Raw genomic sequence first — 21,817 nt, forward strand, 5'->3', positions numbered from 1 at the left:
CATCTACCGACAAGGTTGTACCACTTTGCTAAGATGATAATACACCAAATCACATCATAACGGAGAGTGAAAGATGAGAATATCAAATCATCAACCCGACTTCAGCCGTCCCATAGACCTGAAAAATGTCCGAATTACCGATCACTACTGGCAAGCTTACGTGAATCTCGTCAACAATACGATCCTTCCCTACCAGTGGGAGGCACTCAACGATAATGTATCGGAAGCGGAGCCAAGCCATTGCATTCGCAATTTTCGAATCACAGCTGGTTTGGAGGAAGGTGAATACTCCGGTTTTTTCTTCCAGGATACAGATCTGTACAAGTGGCTGGAGGCGGTCGGCTTCTCGCTAGCCAATAAACCCGACGAGAAGCTTGAACAGCTGGCAGACGAAGTGATCGATCTGCTTGCTTTAGCCCAGCAAGAGGACGGCTACCTTAACACTTACTTTACGATCAAAGAACCGCAAGGACGCTGGACGAACCTGATGGACTGTCATGAAATGTATTCTGCGGGTCATCTGATCGAAGCAGCCGTCGCGTACTATCAAGGAACCAGCAAAACGAAACTGCTCGATATCGCCAGACGTCTTGCTGACCATATCGATCGGCTGTTCGGTCCAGAGGAGCATCAAATCCGTGGGTATGACGGACATCAAGAAATCGAGCTAGCTTTAGTCAAGCTATACGAGGTAACGGGCGAACAGCGTTACCTGGATTTCGCCAGCTTCCTGATTAACGAGCGCGGACAAGAGCCGAACTTCTTCCATGCGGAATGGGAAGCCCGCGGCCGAATATCGCATTGGAATCCCGGAGTTGTTCAGACAAGACCGCAGTTACTGGAATACCTTCAAGCTCACAAACCGGTTCGTGAACAAGAGGTCGCGGTTGGACATGCCGTGCGCGCGGTTTACATGTATTCAGCCATGGCGGACCTGGTGATTCATAACGCTGACCCCGATCTACTGGAGGCTTGCAGAAGGTTATGGAGCAACATGGTGAACAAACAGATGTATGTTACCGGAAGCATAGGATCAACTCATCACGGCGAAGCTTTTACGTTCGATTACGATTTGCCGAATGATACGAACTACTCCGAAACCTGCGCGTCAATCGGAATGATTTTTTTCGCCCGCCGCATGCTGCAGCTCGAGCCTAAGGGCGAATACGGCGACATCATGGAACGCGCGTTCTACAATACCGTAACAGCGGGAATCGGATTGGACGGAAAACATTACTTTTATGTAAATCCGATGGAAGTATGGCCTGCGGCGAGCAAGGGCAATCCTGGGAAACATCATATCAAAGCCGTTCGGCAAAAATGGTACGGCTGCGCGTGCTGTCCGCCGAACGCCGCAAGACTGCTCATTTCAGCAGGGCAGTACGTATACACGGCGAACTCGGACACTCTGTACACGCATCTGTATATCGGCAACGAGACAGAAATCGCGCTTTCCGGTCGCAATGTACTTGTTCGCTTGGAGAGCGGCTTGCCGTGGAACGGAAATGCCTCGCTGCAAGTCGTAAGCGCCGAAGGAAGCGGTAGCTTTACACTCGCCATGCGCATTCCTTCATGGTCGAGCGAAACGATATTTCATATCAATGGTGTTCCGCAACAGCCAATTATTCGCGACGGCTACGCTTACTTTACGAACGACTGGAGCAGCGGTGACTCCATTGCCGTTCAATTCGATATGACCCCGCGCCGGATTTACGCCCATCCTCAAGTTCGGGCCAATGCTGGACGGGTCGCGCTACAGCGCGGACCGCTCGTCTATTGCTTCGAGGAGACAGACAATGCTTCTCCGCTCTCTTCGCTCGCTCTGCCCAAGAACGCTGAGCTGAAATGTGTTCAGGATCCTACCTTGGGCGGCATCGTCGCGATCGAGGTGGAAGGAATACGGGCTGAGGATTTGGACGAGATGTATACTCCCCTGTATCGTTCTGCTCCGCCCATTCTGACTACCCCGAGGCTGCGTGCCGTTCCTTACACGCTATGGGGCAATCGGGAGCATGGAGAAATGCAGGTTTGGATTCGAGAAAGTTAGCTTGTTGGAGTAATAAAGAAGAACCTGATAAAGTTATCAGGTTCTTCTTTGAATTCCCGCTATCAATTGTCATCTCCACGACTTCCGTCGGGTTCCCCATCCTTCCTCGGACTGTTCAACACAACGGCTTTATCCGTTATAATATGGCGAGTCTTAAAGAGGAGCGATCGACCGTGAATTACGAACAGAAAGTGCGCAAAGAAATCGTAGCTTGGGAGCAGCAGTTATTCAAACCGCCCGGATGGCTGGAGAAAACCTCGAAGTTGATCGGTAATCGAATAAACAACTTGATTCCACCCAAAATGCACGATATCATTACGGCCACCATAAAGTCGATCGTGCGTACAGCATTGTTCGGTGCGGAATATACACCTAAAAGAGCCGTACAGCGGACTCTTAATCTAGAACTGAATGATCAAGAGGCAAAACGATTGTTTTCCTTGTACCAAAAGATCGCGGTTGCCGAAGGTGCAGGCACCGGAGCGGGTGGTATTATACTTAATGTCGTAGACTTCCCTGCGTTAATTGCGATCAAGATGAAATTCTTGTTTGAGCTGGCTCATAACTACGGGTATGACACGAAACATTTTTCCGAACGAGTTTTCATTCTTAAAGTATTCCAAATGACGTTCTCCGGTCCGGAACAACGCGCCAAGCTGTTGAACTCGATCAAGAGCTGGGATTCTGATAAGGAGCTGTGGTCCTCAGATACAGAATACTCCAAAAATATGAACTGGGAGACGTTCCAGAAGGAATATCGCGACGCAATCGACTTTCGAAAGATGCTGCAGATGGTGCCGGGGATAGGTGCTGTCGCGGGGGCATGGGCAAATTACTCCATTCTCGAGGAACTTGGCCAAGCCGCAACGAACGCCTATCGGTTGCGAAGATTAAACGAGTCTACTGAAAACTAAATAATCAAATTCCCGAACCATAACAATTAAAATCGAAACGTATCGTCCGTAATTGGGGCTACCTTCGCTACTGCATACGTCGAGCCCTTTTGTGAAAAGAAATCGTAAGTCGAACCCTCGTTACGTATCCCGTTCATGACGATCGGATTGATTTCTTCGTCCGGAAACATCGTCTCGAAGCCAATGTTCATCAGCGCCTTGTTCGCATTGTAACGAATATAGCTTTTCACATCTGGGCTTAAGCCGGTTTCCGCATATAAATCATTGGTATAGTTAAGTTCGTTATGGTATAAGTCCAACAAGAACTCATAAGCCCAAACCGTTAACTGCTCTTTCTGCTCTGCGGTAAATTGCTTGAACCGTTGTTGTGCAAAAAAACCGATCGCAACGCCGTGAATCGATTCGTCCCGTAAAATGAGCGAGATGACTTCCGAGCTGTTTCGTAGCACCCCTTGCCCGCCCAAGTAGAGCGGAAAGAAGAAGCCCGAGTAGAACAGGAACGACTCCAGCATGACGGAGGCGAACATCGCCTTCCATAAGGAAACCTCATCGCCCTCTTCGATTGCAAGATACACGTCGCTGATCCGCTTGGCTTTGTACTGCAAATACTCGTTGTGTTTCACCCATTCGAAGATCGAGTCGATCTCGCTGTTCGTGCATAATGTCGTGAATATATAAGAGTACGATTTCGCGTGAATGGCTTCGAACGAAGCGAATACTGTGTAGAGCGCCTTTTCTTGCAGATCAGGAGCATGGCGAGCAATTTCGTTCATCCCGATATTCGTCTGAATCGTATCAAGCAACGTAAGGCCACCGAACACCTTCTTGTACGTATCCTGATGCGCGAAATCTTGCCACTGCTTCAGATCCTTGCTGACCGCGATTTCTTCAGGGAACCAAATTTGCTTCCACTGCTGATCCCAGAATACCTTCGTCAACTCCTGTTGGCTCCGGTTCCAGTTTACGGCTTCAAACACTTTTAGATCGAACACGATACACACTCCTCAATGGTCTGCAGACGCTGACGCACATAGTACACCGTCTTGATCCCTTTCATCCAAGCATAGATGTAAAGACGCGCCAATTGCTCGGTCGTCCATTGGTCCGTCACGTATAATGTCATCGAAATCCCCTGGTCAATGTGACGCTGGGCAGCCGCATACAAATCGACCATTCGGAATTGATCGATCTCATAGGCTTCCTTATAGAGCTCAATGTTATCGTTTGTCAAGAACGGCATCGGATAAATGGTGCGGCTGTCGGCATAATCCCGAATTTCCACCTTCTCCGTGCAGGGGGCGATCGAAGCCGTACTATTACGAATATAAGAAATACTTCCAGTAGGCGCGATGGCTAGACGGTACGCGTTGAACAGTCCATGCTCCATAACCTGTTCCTTGAGCTCAGCCCACATCTCCGCCGTAATTAACGGGACGTTGCCCAACGCAGCGGCAACCTCTTCCGGAAGCGTCTCAACGGATTTGCCGATATACGAATCGAAGTAACTCCCATTGGCGTAGTCGCTTTGTTGAAAACCATGAAACGTCTCGTTTCTTTCTTTGGCGATCTGCATCGAGGATAACAGCGAATAATAATTGAGCGCCTCCATGAACGTGTCGATAAAGAGGACGGACTCCTTCGATCCGTAAGCCAACCCTTGCGAGATTAAATGTCCGTGTAGGTTCATAACCCCAAGACCAACGGAATGCATGCTACGGTTCGCTTTCGTAACAGATGGTACGTTACGAATGTCAGTCATCAACGATACGTTCGTCAGCAATCGCATCGCTGTATCGACCAATTGCTCGAAAGACGCTTCTCGCGTTGCGTTGTGGATGTCAATCGATCCTAAATTGCAGGACACGTCCATACCGTAATCGTTATCCGTTCCGTGATCGTGAATAACGCTTGTTTCTTGCACCTGTAGAATCTCCGTGCAAAGGTTTGACATCTTCACCCGGCCCAAATTGCCCAAAGCGTGTTTATCGTTCACATGATCGTCGAACACTTCGAAAGGATAGCCCGACTCGAACTGCGCTTTCTTGACTTCTGTATAAAGCTTGCGGGCGTTGATCCGCTTGATTTTCCGAATATTAGGATTGTCCAGCAGATCGTAGTACATCTCACTAATGCTGATCTCGGACATCCGTTTTCCGTATTCCTTGTAAATGTCGTACGGACTAAACAACACCATATCCTTATCGCGCTTCATCAGCTCGAAGAAAATATGCGGCACGATAATGCCCGTCGAAAGCGTTGCGAGACGGATTTTGTCGTCGGCATTAGGCTTCTTGGCCGAAATAAAGTTCTCGATGTCAGCATGGAAAACGTTCAAATAGATGACTCCGGAGCCGTTACGTTGACCGAGTTGATTCGAATAGGAGAAGGAATTTTCAAGAAGTTTGGCAACGGGCATGACCCCGCTCGCACGGTTAAGAATGCCTTTGATCGGATCGCCAAGCGGCCGCAGGTCGGTTACGTTAACCCCAACTCCACCACCCAAACGAGACAGTTCGAGGCAGTATCCGATATTATGTGAAATACTGTTCATCGAATCGTCCATCGTCAATTGGAAGCAGCTGACAAGCTCACCTCTCGCCATCTTGCCGCTATTGAGCGCGGTGGGCGTCGCAGGTTGGTAGGCCGACATCATCGCTTCAACCGCCAATTCGGCCATTCGTTCATTCCCTTGCGCTAAATACAAAGCGATGATCACGATGCGATCCTCGTATTTCTCGAGAATTTCTTCGCCGTCCCGGCTCTTCATTGCATAGCTCTCGTAAAATTTACTAGCGCTCATGAACGACGGGAAACGGAACTCGTATTCATATGCTTTCTCGTAAATCCGTTCAATGAACTCCTGACTATATTGCTGAAGGAACTCTTTTTCGTAGTACCCTTCGTCCACGAGATACCGGATTTTTTCTTCCGTATCAATGAAGTAGCGCAATTTCACGTTTACGTGTTCCAGGAAATAACGGCGCGTCGCCTCTTTATCTTTCACGAGATCGAGCTTTCCCGTCCGGCTATATTGATTGAGAACTTCGTTGTTCAACTTTAGATAAGACTTCATCCAACTCTCTCCTCCCGGAAACAATGCTCATAATAACGGCGGATCGCCTCGTAATCTTCGGCGAAGCCTCGCATGTCAATTTTACGGACAAGTGGAACTTTCCATTGACGCGAAATAGCATCCCCAGCCGCACCGAATACGTGATGGCCGAAGTTGCTGTTTCCGCTCACGATCACTCCCTGACAATGCGCACCGCAACGCTCTAAAAATTGATTCACAATCCTAGGAACATCGCCTAACCCGTCTGTGTAGGTAAACAGCAAAAACGGCTGCGTCAGCTTAACGTCGTCAGCGATTTCAACCGCGGGCAATTGAAGCCGTGAAACGATATAACGTACGTTTCCTGTACGGCTCGCAAAAGCGATCATACTTTCAGACTCTCCAATTGCTTGACCATTTCGTTCGTATCAAAAATATATTCTCCCTCGACCTCCAAGACCGGTACGCTCATCGCTCCTGCCTTTACGAGCTTTTCAAATGCCTCTGCGTCATGATCGACGTTGATAATCTCGACTTCAAGTCCCGCTCTCTGCAATTCGGATTTGATCCACATGCATTTCGGGCACACTGTTCTTGTATAAAGCTTCATCTTCTCGTCTCCTCCAGTCATTTCGCACAAAAAAAATAGAACACCCACGTCTCCGGGGGTGTTCTAACGAATAGCATAATTCGACTCCAACATACCGACATGCGGCAGAAGTCGACAAAAAACAGCTATATTCGTTCCATTCCTCAGTCCCCGGAGAAATGTAATTAGCGTTCCAATTAGGCAGGTCTCCTGGCTTCGCTTCGTCCTCCCATTCCCTTCCCATGCCGATTGCACAGTGGATTTTTGAACGGTCGTCAGCGTTACAGTTGCGGGGACAGCGCTAGTATTGCACTAGCTTCCCTATTAAACTATCGCAGTAGTACCTAACTGAAACAAATATGAAATTGAATTATTCTAATTGTAGCATGCGATTTTCGATCTTACAAGATACAGTATGTATAGGTGAAATTATCGCTTAAAAAGAACAATATCTAGATTGCGGGATAGAATGCAACTACATTTTCGCCATTTCAACTGCTCATTTATTTCAGCCTGTTAGGTACTTGAAAAGTTACCTTTGTCCCCGCGCCTAACGTACTTTTGATAATTAGTCCTTTTCCGAAGTGCCGTTTTAACCGCTGATCCGTATTAATTAATCCGACACCAGAACGACTATCTGCCTTTCTTTCCAATATTCGTTGCAATAGCACCTCTTCTATTCCGTCGCCATCATCTTCAACTGTTATCTCCGCTTGCGTCTCATAGGCAGTGATCCGAATCAGTATCTTACCTCCACGATTGCGCTTCATTAAACCATGTCTGATCGCGTTTTCAACGAGAGGCTGGATCGTAAGGAACGGGACTTTGATGCCCTCGCAATCATCGATTTCCCAATTAACCTGCAACCTTTCTTCAAACCGAACCTTTTCGATATATAGATAAGAGCGCACGAGACTTAGCTCTTCTTCGATTGGCACAAGATTTTCCGTTTTTTGGATTTTAAATTTATTTCTCATTAAATGACTGAACTCATCAAGAAAATCACGCATTTTATCCAAATCAATGTGGCTTAAGGCTATTACGGAATTCAACGCATTGAATAAAAAATGAGGCTGGATTTGCGCTTGTAGCCATGCCGCTTCTAAACGAAGTTGTTCCTGGACGGATTGTTTAATCGTAGTTAGCGCCTCTATCCGTGATTTGATTTCTAATGCTTCCATAGGCTTCGTCACATAATCGTTTGCTCCCGCTATAAAACCACTTTGAATATCTTCCGGTCGGCTTCTTGCAGTAAGGAGCAAAATAGGGAGCTCAGTGAATGAAAATCGCTTACGAATCATTCGTGTTAACTCATAACCGGACATCCGCGGCATCATAATATCGGAGATGACCAAATCCCACTCCTTTTTGTCCAGTAGTTCCAACGCTTCTTTGCCACTCGTTACCATTGTAATATCATATTCGTCTGGTGATAGTATGGCCTCGAACACTTGAAGGTTGATCGGATCATCATCAACAATTAATAGAATCGGACGGTCATGATCCGTTTCTAATAAAGCAGTTGGATTCGCAGACATCGTGAGATTTGCTTTTTCAGCATCTATCGAATCAATTTCTTGAATCAGCGTGGATTGTAATGGAACAGGTTCATATGAGCTCGTTACAGCAATCTCTTCCTCCACTTCGTGATCTGCTAGGCTTAATGAAAAAGTGAATTTTGATCCTTCTCCTAAAACAGAGGTCACATCTAACGTACCTCCATGAAGTTCAACCAGCTGCTTGCTTATACTCAAACCTAGCCCAAATCCACCTTCAATCATCGTCTCATTCGTGCTGGCTTGCTCGTATGGACGGAATAGCCGCTTAAGCATGCTCACATCCATTCCGATTCCGGTATCCGTAATGACGATATAAGCTCGTCCGTCCTTTACGGATGCTTGAATCGATATGACCCCACCATTCGTATATTTCACAGCATTATGAAGTAAATTGAAGACGATTTGAATAACTCGGTTCTCATCCGCATGTACTGGAGGAAAATTTTCAGGAATTTGATCGGCAATTTTTACAGACTTCACTTCTGCGTTTAATTGCAGCATATCAAGCACTCCGGTAACAATAGGCTGAATAAATATGACTTTTTTCTGTATACGTGGATTGCCTTCCCTTAAACTCATCACATCAATCAAATCATTTAAGATCAAAGTCACTCGACGCCCTACAGATATAACAGTTTCAAGCTCTTTGATACTCCGTTCCTGCAACAAATGTCGTTCCCGTTTTAAAACGGATTGTGACATGTTAAGAATGCTATGAAGCGGATTTTTAAATTCATGCGAGGTGTTTGCCAGGAATTGATCTTTATGGTCATTCATTCTTTGCAAGGTTGTCGCAAGCTCTTTCGTGTTCGTATGCATGATAAAATAACCCTTAAACCAAACAGTAGCTAAACAACCCATCGAAATAATCAGATCAAACGGGTAGTAGACAATACTAAAACCGCTTTCCCGCCAAAGTAGAAGCCAAATAAAATGATGAATCAACGCAAGGAATGATAATAGCAATAAGAGATTGCCCTTTATATCCTTGATTACTTTTTTAATGATCGTAATCATCGTGATGACTCCAGCAATACCAACGAGTAGATAATAAACGGGAAAGAGCATCGTCACCTGATCGGGATCTAAAAACAACGTAATGCCAACAGTCACCATAACCATTGCCGTATATCCAGGATATATCCTTTTCCAATAAGGGAGCTCGCGATGATTTGTACACTTCAACAAGGCATAGGATCCGATAATTAAAATGCAATTCGTTAACCTAAAGTCCCATTCAAAGCCGATGTAAAATAACTGATGGAACAGCTTCTCATCATTGCTTAATAAGCTATTAAGCATTATCGATAAGGTCAGTAAAGAAAAATAAAGCAGCTTCTTCTCCCTATTTCCCAATAAAAATAAAATTAGGGCATATACAGAATGCATAAGAAAAATAATGGCTGCCAGAAGCTGCATAGAAATGGAAACCTTCATTTCCTTTGCAATTGCTTCTTCTGAACCAAATTTAATGGATCGAACGATGCCGCTGCTTCGACTATCCACATAATTTGCCGCTTGAATCACTAGATCGATTACTCCATTTTCGTCTGCCGTAAAGGTTGTAGAATTAGGCAGGTTCTTCGCAAAATAATCATTTTCCGATTTCGCAACCTGTCCTGATTTAGTAAGCAATCGGCCATTTACATATATTTCTGATGAAGAGCGTACGCTGGGCACACGAAGACTATAATTAATGTCCTTATCCTGATTTACATATAATCGCAAGCGATAGGAACCAAACCCGTATGGAGTTGACTTCTCAGCCAGCAAGGAATCATTCCATCTTCCGGGAACCTGAATAAGATTTGGCTTGCTTTCGCCAAATCCTTGCTGCTGCCCGCCACCCGTCAGCAGAAGTGAGGGATAAAACTCCCATTCCCCATCAAGTAAAACAATATCCCCATCTTCAGCATTCCAATTGCGCAAGTCGATTTGCCCAGCTTTAATAGGCTCCTGTTTTTGATTATGAAACGTTTCCATCCACAAAATGCGGGAACCAGATAAAATAACAAATAATAATCCAATCAATAATAGAATATGAATCATTTTGAATGGGTATTTCGGTGAATGATTTGCCAAGAAGTATTCCTCTCCTAGTCGTTTCGTGGAATCGCTATTAGTAAATAATACCACGAATTCGAAAAAACAATGTCGTATCTTGACACAAGTTACGGACAATCTTTTCCCAAAAAGGTCCCTTTACTGCTGCTGGCATTTGACAAAACATAATACGATGCAATAAAGTGAGTGAGTACTTACTTCTGGTGAAGAATAGAATCGATAATGAAAGTGGTGAAACTGATTTTGACTACTAATAGCCTGTTTAACGAAATCCTATCGTCGCAAACTGCGAATCGAACCGTAAAACAACAACGGATTGTCATTGCAGCCATTCGATTGTTTGCTGAAAAAGGCTATTCCAATACATCGACGGCGGAAATCGCTAAAGTTGCTGAGGTATCTGAGGCTAGCATATTTAAACAATATGTTACCAAGGACAGACTGCTTCTATCCCTTGTTGTGCCCTATATCAAAGAGTTTTTTCCTTCTAAGGCGAATGAGACCATTAATCAAATCATCAGTAAAGCTGATTCGACATTTGAAGGATTCATAAGGGCATTTCTTAAAAACCGTATAGCATTCATTGTGGAAAACAGGGAGATATTCCAAGTCCTCATAAAAGAAATCATATACAAGGAGGAACTGAAAAATGAGCTACTCCCTTATTTTTCCGAGCTCGTTACACCGCTCATGACGAAAGTGATTGAACTGTTTAAAGAACGCGGTGAACTCATCGACATCCCCATCACCCGAATATTAAAGTTGATCTTCACATTCATCGGCGGGTTTGTAGCTTCACGCTTTGTGTTATTAAATCAGGAATCAATTAATGACGAGGAAATTGAAGATGCTATCCACTTTATAATAAATGGTATTCAAAAAGCCTCTTTCGATAATAAATGATAATGGAGTGATTTATTCATGAATGTATTAAAGAACAAGCTTTTGCTGATTGCGCCAATAATTGCCTTCTTGGTCGTATTTATTTTCTCGCTTACTTTATTTCCATCTGTAAAAGTTCAACCAAAGAACATGCCCATAGCCATAGTCAACATAGACCAGGGAGTTGAGATACCGAATCAGCCAACGATGAATATGGGGCAAACCATCGTTGACATGATGCAGAAAAACATCTCTTCTACATCAGGTGAGGAACCTGCTGTAAAATGGGTAGCAGTTTCCAGTGTCGAAGAAGTACAAGACGGGTTAAATAACCAGAAATATTACGCAGCTCTAGTCATTCCAAAGGATTTTAGCGAGAAGCAAGCTTCTTTGCACAATCCGACTCCTACTTCGCCAGAGATTCAAATCTTTATTAATCAAGGTATGAATACCGCGGCTTCCACAGTGGCAGGACAAATCCTGAACGGAGTCGTTGATAACATCAACAACAACGTTCGTGTCCAGATCCTTGAACAATTTAAGAGTCAAGGAAAAACACTGACTGTGGAACAGGCTTCAAGCTTGGTAACTCCTGTTACTAAAAAAGTTACTAATGTCAATGAAATTGGTACGAATAGCGCAAATGGGAATGCCCCTATTTCCTTATTCCAACCCCTGTGGATGGCAAGTATGGTGAGCGCAGCGATCCTCTTCCTTGCCATTAACAAGATGACGACAACAACTCGGAAAGAGAAGCTTACTGCGAAATTAATACAGATTTTAATGGGGGTTATTGTTGCTGTTGTCGTTGGATTTGGATTAACTTGGCTCGCAGACAGTATGGTAGGGCTTCATGTTCCGTTGTTTACGGATACAGCACTTTTCTTAACCATTACTTTCTTCTGTTTTTTCCTTATGATATCTGCCGTAGTGTCGTTATTGGGTATCAAAGGAATTGCCATCTTTGGCTTAATCCTTTTCTTCGGTGCACCTTTACTTGCTTTAGCTCCGGAAATGATGTCCCCCTTTTATAGGGACTGGGTGCACTCTTGGTTGCCAATGAGTTTTATGGTAGAAGGTCTTCGAGAACTTTTCTTCTTCGGCAAAGGATTGAGTTGGAATCATGCACTTTCCACTCTCACTTGGATTGGCTTAGTTAGCTCCATCATTATCCTTGCTTCTGCTTTGAAACCGCAGGCAGTAAAAACACAGCAAAAGCTTGAATAATAATAATAAAAGCATGCAAATCGTTTTCGCGATTTGCATGCTTTTTTTAAGTCTACAGAGCTTCCACGACGCGAAGGTCGATTACGCGACCCAAGCACTGAAGCAGCGCGAAAAAATCGGCTTCATGTTCGGATTCGAGAATGTCATTTCACTGCACTATCTGGGACTGGCTGACTACTGAGCCGAACTCAAGCCTATCGGATTGTTCCGATAGGCTCTCTTTTTTCTAAGCCACCTCTCTGCCCAAGAAGCTTCTGAGAGGCCTGACACGACAACGGATTGATGCTAGCAAGAAAGTAACACCCTTCTTCCTTTCTACAGAGTCGTATTGTCCAGCAGAATCACGTACGGGCTTGTCCCTGTTACTACAACGTTGTTGAACACGCATTTCGCAACGGTGGCCGAGTACACCTTGTTTATCCAATAGAAGTTCACATTCGTATTCTCCAAGTAACAATCGGCAATGATCGCTTTATTGTCGTTGTTCCCTTTGACGATCGCAGATTGAATGAACTGGCAATCTGTAACTAGCGCATTGCCATCGAGGACAGCGCCCAACAGATGGAACGAACTGTCCTGAACCTGTATTCTTCTCGTATACTGGGCACTGGTGGAACCGAATTGAATATCCGTCTTCCCGAGCGCTCCCGTTTTGGCCCGGACGAACTTGCCACCGCTCAAGTGGCAGCCTTCGAATCTTGCTCCCCCTTCGATCAGCGTCAATCCCTCAATGGTGTTCGGGCGTCCTACATAGTTCTGGGGAACAAGTACCGATACGTCATAGTTCTTGACCGTCACGTTACGGATTACCGCGCCGGCCGCCAGCAGAGAAAAGTTCGGCGACGAGGCGTTATCGTTACGCCAATCGCGTTCCACCGTAATATTGGTAATATAACATCTGCCGTAATTGAAGCGGCTGATATTGAATCCCGCTACTCCCACGTCACTGATGACAACCGGTGCACCACCCTTCGTTTCGGATACCTGGAAGCTTGTCGAAGTAATGTTAACCGTGTAATAGAGCTTGTCCACGCTGATGCCCGTCGGCACGCTGCCAATCCACTGCTCGAAGCAGATTTTGGCACCATTGCCCATGCCGTGTGGTGTGGCATACGTGAATGTTCCTGTAACCGCGTTAACCGACGGAGTGCCGAAGTATCCGTAAACGCTGGAACCGTACATGATTCCGTCCTTAATTCTAATGTTGTTCACCGCAGCTCCTCTGACATCCAGAAAACGCAAGTTCCCTTTTACGAAATCTGCGCCATTCACGAAGTTGTCTCCCTGTACCCAGAGCTCGCACCCAAGGAACGTGTTATTCAGGAACTTAACTTGCGTATTACCCGGATGAGAACTAACTCCGCCTACGTTATATCCTTCGAACGTATTGCTCTCGATCGTCAGATTCGTACCATCCGCATTCACAAAGTGTCCGCGGTTATTGTTGTGAATATAATTGTTCTTTATGATGATCCGATAGTTAAGCTCCAATCCGTTAGGCCTGTCCTCCATTTTATAAGGGATATTGCTCTCACCGACCATGGACTCGATATCGATGCCGAACATGGGTGCCGTACCGTTTCGAAAGTTGGTCGTTACTCCGTCGTCATCGTAACCGATATCATGGATGTTATTGTGATAGACGAAGGTATCGTTGGAAGCACACAACGAGATCCCTTGTCGACGGCAATGGTGAATATTGCAGCTATGAATCGAAATATGCTGGCCCATCTGCTCTTGTGTATACAACAGCGGGTCAATTTGATATTGCGCCCAGCCAGTCAGAATCCCATCCCCAGTACAATTCGAGATGTCGATATTCACGAGCTCAATATGATTGGAACCATATAATCCGATTCCATGCCCACTCTCATGAGTGTAATAGCTGTTATCGATTTTTAATGAGAGGTCAGCGATTTCCGTATCGGTCAGCGGTGAAGCGGTAATGTCAATCGCTAGCACCATTTTGTTGTTCTCCACTATGCCACCGGCATTGTTTAGAAACCAACCTCGTCCTGTTGGATACGTCGGCGCGAAGCCTCCGTCCGCCCTTGATCCGACTAAAGTTGCGCTTGATACGATGTTCTTGTATTGATAGAAGCGATAACCGGTCGCGACCAATGCACTGCTCGTATTCCATAACCGGAACGTGGATAGCAAGCCAGGATGCTCATAACGGTCGATGATTTTGCTGCGGATCCAGTTCGGGTTTGTATTATATGACCCATCGGCGTTGATGCCACCTCTTTCGAAGCCGATGTAAATTTCGTATACGTGTGTTTTTTTGTCGCCAACGATCGCCCCCCCTGAAATTTTCACGTCGTCGATGCTTTTAAGTTGAAAAATGTTGTAGTTGGGTGAAGAGTTGGTTTCCATTTCTATGGAGCACCCGTCATCCATTTCGAAATGCATACCGCTTTGCATAATGATCGCAGAAAATGAAACTGGGTCCATCTTAACCTTGTACGTGCCATTCGGCAGCAAAATATGGTTGTGCCCCTGAGCTTTAGCCCAAGTAATGGCGCTGTTGATTCCTGCCGTTGTAGCCGGCGCATTCGTGCCGTCGTTGTGAATTCCAAACTGTACCAAATCAATTACATAAGTCATTTTATTAAACACCTCCAAATCATCGGAGCTCGAAAAGAACTCCGTAATTTTATATATGAGAAATCAATTCTTCATGTTACATAATTCCATGCTTGTCCACCGTTGTTGAATGTCGAGAGACACGAGTTTCAACGGCTGTAGACGCAGCCGATTTACTTCTCGCTAATAATAAAATTCCAGCAAAAAAAAGCTGGATCAAAAGTGTTTCCCTTTTGACCAGCCTCTTTGCATTTGAATACTTTTCTCTACCTTCTTGTTACGTAGCATTGGATGATATAGCGGAACGAGGCTCCGTTATTCCTACTTCGAATTACTTAGCTGTGCATATACATCCTAATCATTTAATCCCTTACCATTGAGAATTTGCTGCATATGTTTTTCAACCCTTGACTCTCGGGTTTTGGCTTGTTTCGGTTCAGAAAAATGAAGAAGATATGCTCTTTGCCGACCGGGCGTCAAGGCTTCAAAAGCAGTCTTCAAGGCGGGATTTTCATCGATTTTATTTTGGAATTCATCTGAAACTACGAATTCTGTATTCTTTTTAAAATTCACCTCTAAACCGGCTTTTTCAACTTCAATAGCTTCAAGAATATAGGCTTTCACGATGGATTCCATCTCAATTATTTCTTGAACATTGGTGAACCGAATCTGGCGCGCCGCCTGCACATTCTCCGTTTGTTGGATTAGAATACCTGGGGTATCCTGTAACAAGGCACCCTTGTGAAAGAGAAGCGCACAATATTCTTTAAATCCATGTATTAAGACTATGTTTTTATTATCAAACGTGTAACAAGGATGCATCCACTTAAATTCTTCGGTCAGCTCACAGTCGAGAACGATAGTTCTCAACTTTTCATATTCCTCTTTCCACTTTTTGGACCTACTTAAATATTCATCAACCTTAGGATTCAATCTAGGATTTGTCATCAAGGGACACCCCTCTTCGTCATAATAATTACAAAAAGTGGATTTAGAGCATTAAATCAAGTATTTTCCCGTGATTGACTGCTCCGCATGGATGATCTGTGAGGGTGTGCCCTCGAACACTACTTGTCCACCCTTGCTGCCTCCGTCGGGTCCCATATCGATAATCCAATCGGCTTGGCTGATCACATCAAGGTTGTGCTCGATGACAATCACCGTATTGCCGGCATCGACAAGGCGGTTCATTATTTCCAGAAGGTGGCCAATATCTGACATATGTAAGCCGGTCGTCGGCTCGTCCATCACGTAGATACTGCCCTTCTTATGCAGCTCGCTCGCCAGCTTGATGCGCTGGCATTCCCCGCCCGATAACGTGCTGAGCGGTTGGCCGAGTGTAATATAGTTCAGCCCCACATCGCTCATCGCTTGGAGCTTGCGTACAACCTCTTTTAGCTGAAAGAAATCCAAAGCCTGCTCCACAGTCATCTCTAGCACTTCTGCAATCGACTTTCCGTTCAGCTTGTACTCGAGAACCTCTTCCTTGAACCGTTTACCTCCGCATTCTTCACATGGCAGCTTCACGCTATCGAGGTATCCAACATCTGTATATACTACGCCCAGCCCTTGGCAGTTCTCGCAAGCCCCTTTGGAGTTAAAGCTGAACAAGCCTTGGTTGACCTTGTTCGCGGAAGCAAACGCTTTGCGCACATCATCCATGATCCCCGTGTAGGTTGCGGGATTTGAGCGTGTCGACACACCTATGGCCGATTGGTCGATGACGATTGCATCTAAATGCTGGCTAAGGAATACATCGTTAATCAACGTACTTTTCCCCGAGCCGGCGACACCCGTAACGACAGTCAGCACGCCGATTGGGATATCAACGCTCACGTGCCGCAAGTTGTGCTGAGTGGCATCCTTGATGGATAGCTTGCCCGATGATTGTCTGCAGTCATGCTTTAGCTGGACAGAACGCTTCATATGTGTGCCTGTCAGCGTCCCGGATTCCAGTAGGCCTTGGAAGCTTCCTTCGTACACGATGTTACCACCGCGGCTGCCGGCGTGAGGCCCAACGTCGACGATATGATCCGCCACCTTGATCACATCGGGATCATGCTCGACGACAATTACGGTATTGCCCTTGTCGCGCAGCTTTTGAAGTAATTCATTTAACCGGTGTACATCGCGGGGATGCAAGCCGATGCTTGGCTCATCGAAGATGTATGTAACATCCACCAAACTGCCGCTCAGATGCTTAACCATCTTGACGCGCTGCGACTCCCCGCCTGACAATGTATCCGTCTCGCGGTCCAGCGTTAAGTAGTCAAGTCCGATATCGACCAGATGCTGCAGCCGATCCGTCAGTGCCTTGACGACAGGTGCGGCTATAGGTTCGTTAATTTCCCGAGTAACGCGAATGAGCTGTCCAACCTCCATCGAGGAAAACTCAGCAATGTTATGTCCATTAATTCGGCAGTTAAGCGCGGCCTGACTGAGTCTCGCGCCGTGACAGGTGGTGCACGTACCCTCGGTTATGTATGGAACGACAGATTGTTGTGTGCGTTCGGACTTCGTTTTCACATCCTGCTTGATGTATTTGTTGGTAAACTTCTCAATGATACCTTCCACTGTAATATTCGTTGCCTTCCCGGCAAAATCCATCTTAACTTTCCTCGCCTTACCGTACAGCAGTTGCTCCAGGTCTTCCTCCGAATAATCGCTTAGTTTCTTGTCGAGATCGAATGGCCACGACTGTACAATTATGTTCCAATCCCAACTATTCAATGTATAGCCCGGGAGCAGGAGTGCCCCTTCATTCAGTGATTTTGACATGTCCACTGCCTTGCTCATGTCCACGCCCAGTCTGCGACCGAGCCCATTGCACTCGAGACACATCCCCTGCGGATCATTAAACGAGAACATGTTCACCGGTCCGACATAGGGTTGGCCCACCCGTGAGAAGAGAAGACGGAGAATGGGAGATATATCAGTAATCGTGCCCATCGTGGAATGCGAGCCGCCGCCCAGACGCTTCTGATCCACGATAACGGCCATGCTCAGGTTCTCAATCGCGTCAGCATCCGGCTGAGGAAAACGTGGCAGAAAGGTGCGTACAAACATGCTGAAGTTTTCGTTCAGTAGACGCTGGGATTCGGCCGCGATCGTATCGAAGACGATCGATGACTTACCGGATCCAGAAACCCCGGAGAAGATTGTGATCTTCCTCTTAGGAATGCGCAAGGATACGTTCTTGAGATTGTTTTCCCTAGCACCGGAGATTACGATATACTCTTGACTTAATTCGCTCATGATTTACATCCTTCCATTCTTATTATTTTCTACATATATTCACATATTCACATTGTACGATGACTCAGGTAGTCCGACCATACATTTATCATTGTCACAATTAGGTATAAACCGGCTGCAAACGATATGCTGTCGGTTTATATTGGTTCGTGCTTAGCAGAGTTCGATTATCGCACCCTTACATTTTAACATTTGGGGGTACTGCATGCGGTTATTGCTCCAGCACCTTTTCAAACCCGCCGAACCAATTCCCCCAGCCATATCTAGCGCCTTCAAGTCCTTGAGGATTTGAGAATCCTGTTTGGTCAAGATGAAGGTTAACCTTTCCGTCCCCTAAATCCTGCAGCGTCCAGACGACTGTATGCTGCTCCCCTCCACTGGCCCAAGTATAGGACAACTTGTTAGGGGCGTCCACGATAATCACTTTGCCTTCAATAATTCCATCCCAGTATTCGGACGGTTGAGTTCTAAATTGGAAACTGTGCCCTACGACCGGTTTGAAATCATTTTCCATGATCCACTTGGCAAGCTTGTTAGAATCGGTTAGAGCGGACCAAGCCTTCTCAATCGATGTTGTATATTGAAAATCTAAAGATAACGCTAAACTCATTATTCTTCCTCCTCAAATAGTTGGTTCAAGCGCAGCATGTTCGTACTCCAGAACTTGCTGTAGAAGCTCAACCAATCTTGAATTTCTCTAAGTGGGGCTGCATTTAGCTTAAATCGCGTTTCTCTACCGACTTTTCGGTCAAGTATCAGTCCGGCCTCTTTAAGGATTGTTAAGTGCTTCGATACTGCTGTACGACCCATTTGAAACTGTGCCGTTAACTCATGAAGTGGTATCTCCTCTGATTCTGATAACAGATGAATCAGTTGGCGCCTAGTTGGATCTGCAATCGCGTCATACACATCCCGCAACTGGTTGTTCTCGCTCACAACACCCTCTCCTCAATATTATTACCAAGGGAAAGCCGTTGGTTTCACCATCGCATTATAGCTTGCGGTTCATTGGACGAATTTATAATTGGACACCATTTAGTGACATTTTTATTATATGACACCATTTGGTGTCGTGTCAACCTCATCTTGTCGATCCGAACTCATTTGCTTTCTTGCCACAGGCTCCTACTGACTCTAATACTTCAGACTCCGACTTGTTCTACTTGGGGATAACCACAACAATCCCAGCGGGGAATGTCCCGCCGGGATTGTTTTTTGAAAAGCGAACAAAGTTCAAATCAAAACTCAAAAAAATCATTAACCGACCACAGCACTGCTCACTCCGAAGTAGAAGGTTTCCATTCTCAGGACGAATTTTCAGTCTTATCCCTCGAGCAGCATGTAAATGCCCATTAGCCCCAACAAGACGCCTGATGCTTTTTCGGACCATTCTCCCAAATACGGTTTGAGTTTGGAACCGAATGTTATACCGATAAAGGTAAATACGAACGATCGGGAAAAAATCAGCAAAACCGTCAGCAAAATAGGCACATGAATAAATCCGGCGGTAAACCCCACTGCAAGCTCGTCCATGCTGATGCTGAACGCCGTCGCGACCAAAGCCCATCCAGCAAGTTCCTTATCCAGCGATTTGCTTTCGTCTTCATCGTTGGAAAGAAGAAAGTAAATCGCCACCCCGATTAATAGAAAAGCGCCGATAACGGATGCCTTGCTCTCAAAATACTGACTGATCGCGTTACCGAGAAAATATCCGACAAGCGGCATGGCGGATTCCGCCGCAGCGAAAGTAAGTGCGATTTTCACCTTATCCTTCGCTTTTTTTTGTAGCCCTAACGAGGTAGAGATGATGATCGTATCAAAGCCAAGCGCCATAGCTAATATCCAGGCGGCTAGTGTCAGGTCCACGGCTTACCCCTCTCTCGGCGATAGCTTTTTACAAAGATATTCCAGCCACTAATCCAGTAGTACAGGCTGTTGCATAAGATCTTGGCAGCAGTGTCACTCTAATGATAGAAAACAATTAGACTCAAAAGGCAGGTACTCCTCTATGAGAAGGACAATCATAAGTGGGTTATGGGTTACCGTCGTGACATTGATGCTTGCATTACCGGCTTACGCCCATACAGGGACGGTAAATGGCGGAAACGGCGGTTTAGGCAATGGAATGGGTCATAATGGAGCCGGAACGCACAGTGGGATCTCCTCGAATTCTAATGAAACGAGGATGTACGACGGAACAAGTTATCGCGTAAAAGGGGCAAAAGCTGCGCCTAATTATGAAGTCAGCATCTACGGAACGGGAACCGGCAGCCAGTTCAGAACTGGGTATGCGGGAGTTTCCGGCACAACGAAGCCTTCCGAAGTTTATCGTACGAGAACGTATACGGATGGCGGTTACCGGACAACCGCGACGACCCCGGCCAGGGGCGGAGGATGGGCGTGGCTTGGATTGCTCGGCCTGATCGGACTTGCAGGGATATGGAGTAGAAATCCGCAGCGCAAGAACTGACAAGTATAATCGATAACGATGCAGACTCGCCCCGATGAACGGACGAGACTAGCATCGTTATTTTTTACTTCTGAGGTCTCTTGATGCTCTCATACAATAATTCGAACCGTTTGCGCTATTCCATCGAGGGGAGGTGTCACCATGTGGGTTAAACCCGATTTTAAAATTATCGAGATTTGCGCCGAAGTGACGGCATACGCTTATCGGAAGTGACTTTTAATGCCGGAGAAATCCGGCATCTCTTTATAAAGGGGGGAAGTCATGATCATAAAAGTATTAGGCTCCGCTGCGGGGGGAGGATTTCCCCAATGGAATTGCGCTTGTTCCAACTGCAGACGCGTCAGAAGCGGAGACCCGTCCGTTCGCGCTCGAAGGAATGATTCGTTGGCCGTTAGCCCGGATGGAATAAGGTGGGTTCTACTGAATGCAGGGCCGGATGTCTGCCTTCAATCGGAAACGCACGCCTCCCTTCATCCGGGTCCTTCCTTGCGCGGCTCCCCTATTCAAGCGGTTCTGCTTACCGATTCGGAATTGGACCACACGACAGGTCTTCTTCAACTGAGGCAAAGCTCGACCATGGAAGTATACGCGACTTCTCCCATACTCCTCGCGCTGGCGGAATCCTTCCCCGTCAGGCGGATTCTCGAACCGTTTGCGAGCTTTCGCTGGCTGGAGGTGGTGCCGGAGGAATCTTTTCCACTATTTGGGGGACAATTATCGGTATGTCCATTTTATTTGGGCGAGAAGCCTCCTCGGTATGTTGATGCGAAACAGCATCAAGAAAAGGAAGCTTGGGTCATTGGTTATCGCATTACGGATCCGGTGACCGGAGGCATTGCCGTATACGCGCCGGGGATCGAGACGTGGTCGCAGACACTAGAAAGGCATCTGGAAGACGCCGACTGCATTTTCCTAGACGGAACCTTCTGGGAAGGCGATGAGCTAAGTTTGCTGGGTGCATCCGATCTGAGCGCGGCTGATATGGGGCATCTCTCCATTGCTGGGCCAAACGGTAGTGCCAATCGCCTTACACGATTACCGGCACGTCGCAAGGTATATATTCACGTGAACAACACAAATCCGATTCTGGATCAGCGATCGCCGGAGCATCGAAGTCTGACGGAGCTTGGCATTGAAATCGGTTATGACGGAATGGAATTGGAGGTTTAATT

Annotated in this window: 18 protein-coding genes and 1 riboswitch; of the genes, 7 read left to right on the plus strand and 11 right to left on the minus strand. The window is 46.2% G+C overall.

Annotated features, from left to right (window positions below):
* Positions 1-73: 73 nt before the first annotated feature.
* Complete coding sequence (locus M1K58_RS05720; RefSeq protein WP_256757692.1) at positions 74-2,047, plus strand: glycoside hydrolase family 127 protein; 1,974 nt, start codon at positions 74-76, stop codon at positions 2,045-2,047.
* A 173-nt stretch (positions 2,048-2,220) separates the two neighbouring features.
* A complete protein-coding gene (locus tag M1K58_RS05725; protein ID WP_256757693.1) occupies positions 2,221-2,961 on the plus strand; it encodes an EcsC family protein in 741 nt (246 codons plus the stop codon).
* 26 nt (positions 2,962-2,987) lie between these two features.
* On the opposite strand, the gene nrdF is transcribed toward M1K58_RS05725, so the two are convergent.
* The 5 genes from nrdF to M1K58_RS05750 all read right to left on the minus strand — a co-directional run bounded on the left by nrdF (position 2,988) and on the right by M1K58_RS05750 (position 10,243).
* The gene (gene nrdF, locus M1K58_RS05730) at positions 2,988-3,953 is read right to left on the minus strand and encodes a class 1b ribonucleoside-diphosphate reductase subunit beta (RefSeq protein ID WP_256757694.1); all 966 of its coding nucleotides are present in this window, start codon (positions 3,951-3,953) and stop codon (positions 2,988-2,990) included.
* A complete protein-coding gene (gene nrdE, locus M1K58_RS05735) occupies positions 3,941-6,034 on the minus strand; it encodes a class 1b ribonucleoside-diphosphate reductase subunit alpha (RefSeq protein WP_256757695.1) in 2,094 nt (697 codons plus the stop codon). The genes nrdF and nrdE overlap by 13 nt, the downstream gene beginning before the upstream one ends.
* Positions 6,031-6,402, minus strand: a complete 372-nt coding sequence (nrdI, locus tag M1K58_RS05740; protein ID WP_256757696.1) for a class Ib ribonucleoside-diphosphate reductase assembly flavoprotein NrdI — start codon at positions 6,400-6,402, stop codon at positions 6,031-6,033. Before nrdI ends, nrdE begins: the two co-directional genes overlap by 4 nt.
* Positions 6,399-6,623, minus strand: coding sequence for a glutaredoxin family protein (locus tag M1K58_RS05745; protein WP_256757697.1), 225 nt, complete (start codon positions 6,621-6,623; stop codon positions 6,399-6,401). Before M1K58_RS05745 ends, nrdI begins: the two co-directional genes overlap by 4 nt.
* A gap of 162 nt (positions 6,624-6,785) precedes the next feature.
* Positions 6,786-6,965, minus strand: a riboswitch (cobalamin riboswitch).
* A 140-nt stretch (positions 6,966-7,105) separates the two neighbouring features.
* Positions 7,106-10,243 (minus strand): hybrid sensor histidine kinase/response regulator, encoded by a 3,138-nt coding sequence (locus tag M1K58_RS05750; protein WP_256757698.1) that lies wholly within the window; start codon positions 10,241-10,243, stop codon positions 7,106-7,108.
* A gap of 204 nt (positions 10,244-10,447) precedes the next feature.
* On the opposite strand from M1K58_RS05750, the gene M1K58_RS05755 reads away from it, so the two are divergent.
* Positions 10,448-11,128 (plus strand): TetR/AcrR family transcriptional regulator, encoded by a 681-nt coding sequence (locus tag M1K58_RS05755; RefSeq protein ID WP_256757699.1) that lies wholly within the window; start codon positions 10,448-10,450, stop codon positions 11,126-11,128.
* A gap of 18 nt (positions 11,129-11,146) precedes the next feature.
* Positions 11,147-12,334: a YhgE/Pip domain-containing protein gene (locus M1K58_RS05760; protein ID WP_256757700.1), complete on the plus strand. Its 1,188-nt coding sequence runs from the start codon at positions 11,147-11,149 to the stop codon at positions 12,332-12,334.
* A 315-nt stretch (positions 12,335-12,649) separates the two neighbouring features.
* On the opposite strand, the gene M1K58_RS05765 is transcribed toward M1K58_RS05760, so the two are convergent.
* From M1K58_RS05765 to M1K58_RS05790, 6 genes are all read right to left on the minus strand, one after another.
* On the minus strand, positions 12,650-14,941 hold the full coding sequence (locus M1K58_RS05765; protein ID WP_256757701.1) for a right-handed parallel beta-helix repeat-containing protein: 2,292 nt from the start codon (positions 14,939-14,941) through the stop codon (positions 12,650-12,652).
* A 333-nt stretch (positions 14,942-15,274) separates the two neighbouring features.
* Positions 15,275-15,868 (minus strand): YdeI/OmpD-associated family protein, encoded by a 594-nt coding sequence (locus M1K58_RS05770; RefSeq protein WP_256757702.1) that lies wholly within the window; start codon positions 15,866-15,868, stop codon positions 15,275-15,277.
* A 51-nt stretch (positions 15,869-15,919) separates the two neighbouring features.
* A complete protein-coding gene (locus M1K58_RS05775; RefSeq protein ID WP_256757703.1) occupies positions 15,920-18,175 on the minus strand; it encodes an ATP-binding cassette domain-containing protein in 2,256 nt (751 codons plus the stop codon).
* 211 nt (positions 18,176-18,386) lie between these two features.
* Positions 18,387-18,785, minus strand: a complete 399-nt coding sequence (locus M1K58_RS05780; protein ID WP_256757704.1) for an SRPBCC family protein — start codon at positions 18,783-18,785, stop codon at positions 18,387-18,389.
* On the minus strand, positions 18,785-19,111 hold the full coding sequence (locus tag M1K58_RS05785; RefSeq protein WP_256757705.1) for an ArsR/SmtB family transcription factor: 327 nt from the start codon (positions 19,109-19,111) through the stop codon (positions 18,785-18,787). The genes M1K58_RS05780 and M1K58_RS05785 overlap by 1 nt, the downstream gene beginning before the upstream one ends.
* Positions 19,112-19,498: 387 nt before the next feature.
* Positions 19,499-20,041 carry a manganese efflux pump MntP gene (locus M1K58_RS05790; protein WP_256757706.1) on the minus strand — a complete coding sequence of 181 codons (543 nt, stop codon included), beginning with the start codon at positions 20,039-20,041 and terminating at the stop codon, positions 19,499-19,501.
* Positions 20,042-20,183: 142 nt separating this feature from the next.
* On the opposite strand from M1K58_RS05790, the gene M1K58_RS05795 reads away from it, so the two are divergent.
* From M1K58_RS05795 to pqqB, 3 genes are all read left to right on the plus strand, one after another.
* Positions 20,184-20,645: a WGxxGxxG family protein gene (locus tag M1K58_RS05795; RefSeq protein WP_256757707.1), complete on the plus strand. Its 462-nt coding sequence runs from the start codon at positions 20,184-20,186 to the stop codon at positions 20,643-20,645.
* Between the two features lie 141 nt (positions 20,646-20,786).
* Positions 20,787-20,858, plus strand: a complete 72-nt coding sequence (pqqA, locus tag M1K58_RS29620) for a pyrroloquinoline quinone precursor peptide PqqA (protein ID WP_372339130.1) — start codon at positions 20,787-20,789, stop codon at positions 20,856-20,858.
* Between the two features lie 48 nt (positions 20,859-20,906).
* Positions 20,907-21,815, plus strand: a complete 909-nt coding sequence (gene pqqB / locus M1K58_RS05800) for a pyrroloquinoline quinone biosynthesis protein PqqB (protein ID WP_256757708.1) — start codon at positions 20,907-20,909, stop codon at positions 21,813-21,815.
* The last annotated feature ends 2 nt before the right edge of the window (positions 21,816-21,817 follow it).

Origin of the sequence: Cohnella sp. WQ 127256, from assembly GCF_024519285.1 — a bacterium.
Lineage (GTDB): Bacteria > Bacillota > Bacilli > Paenibacillales > Paenibacillaceae > Cohnella.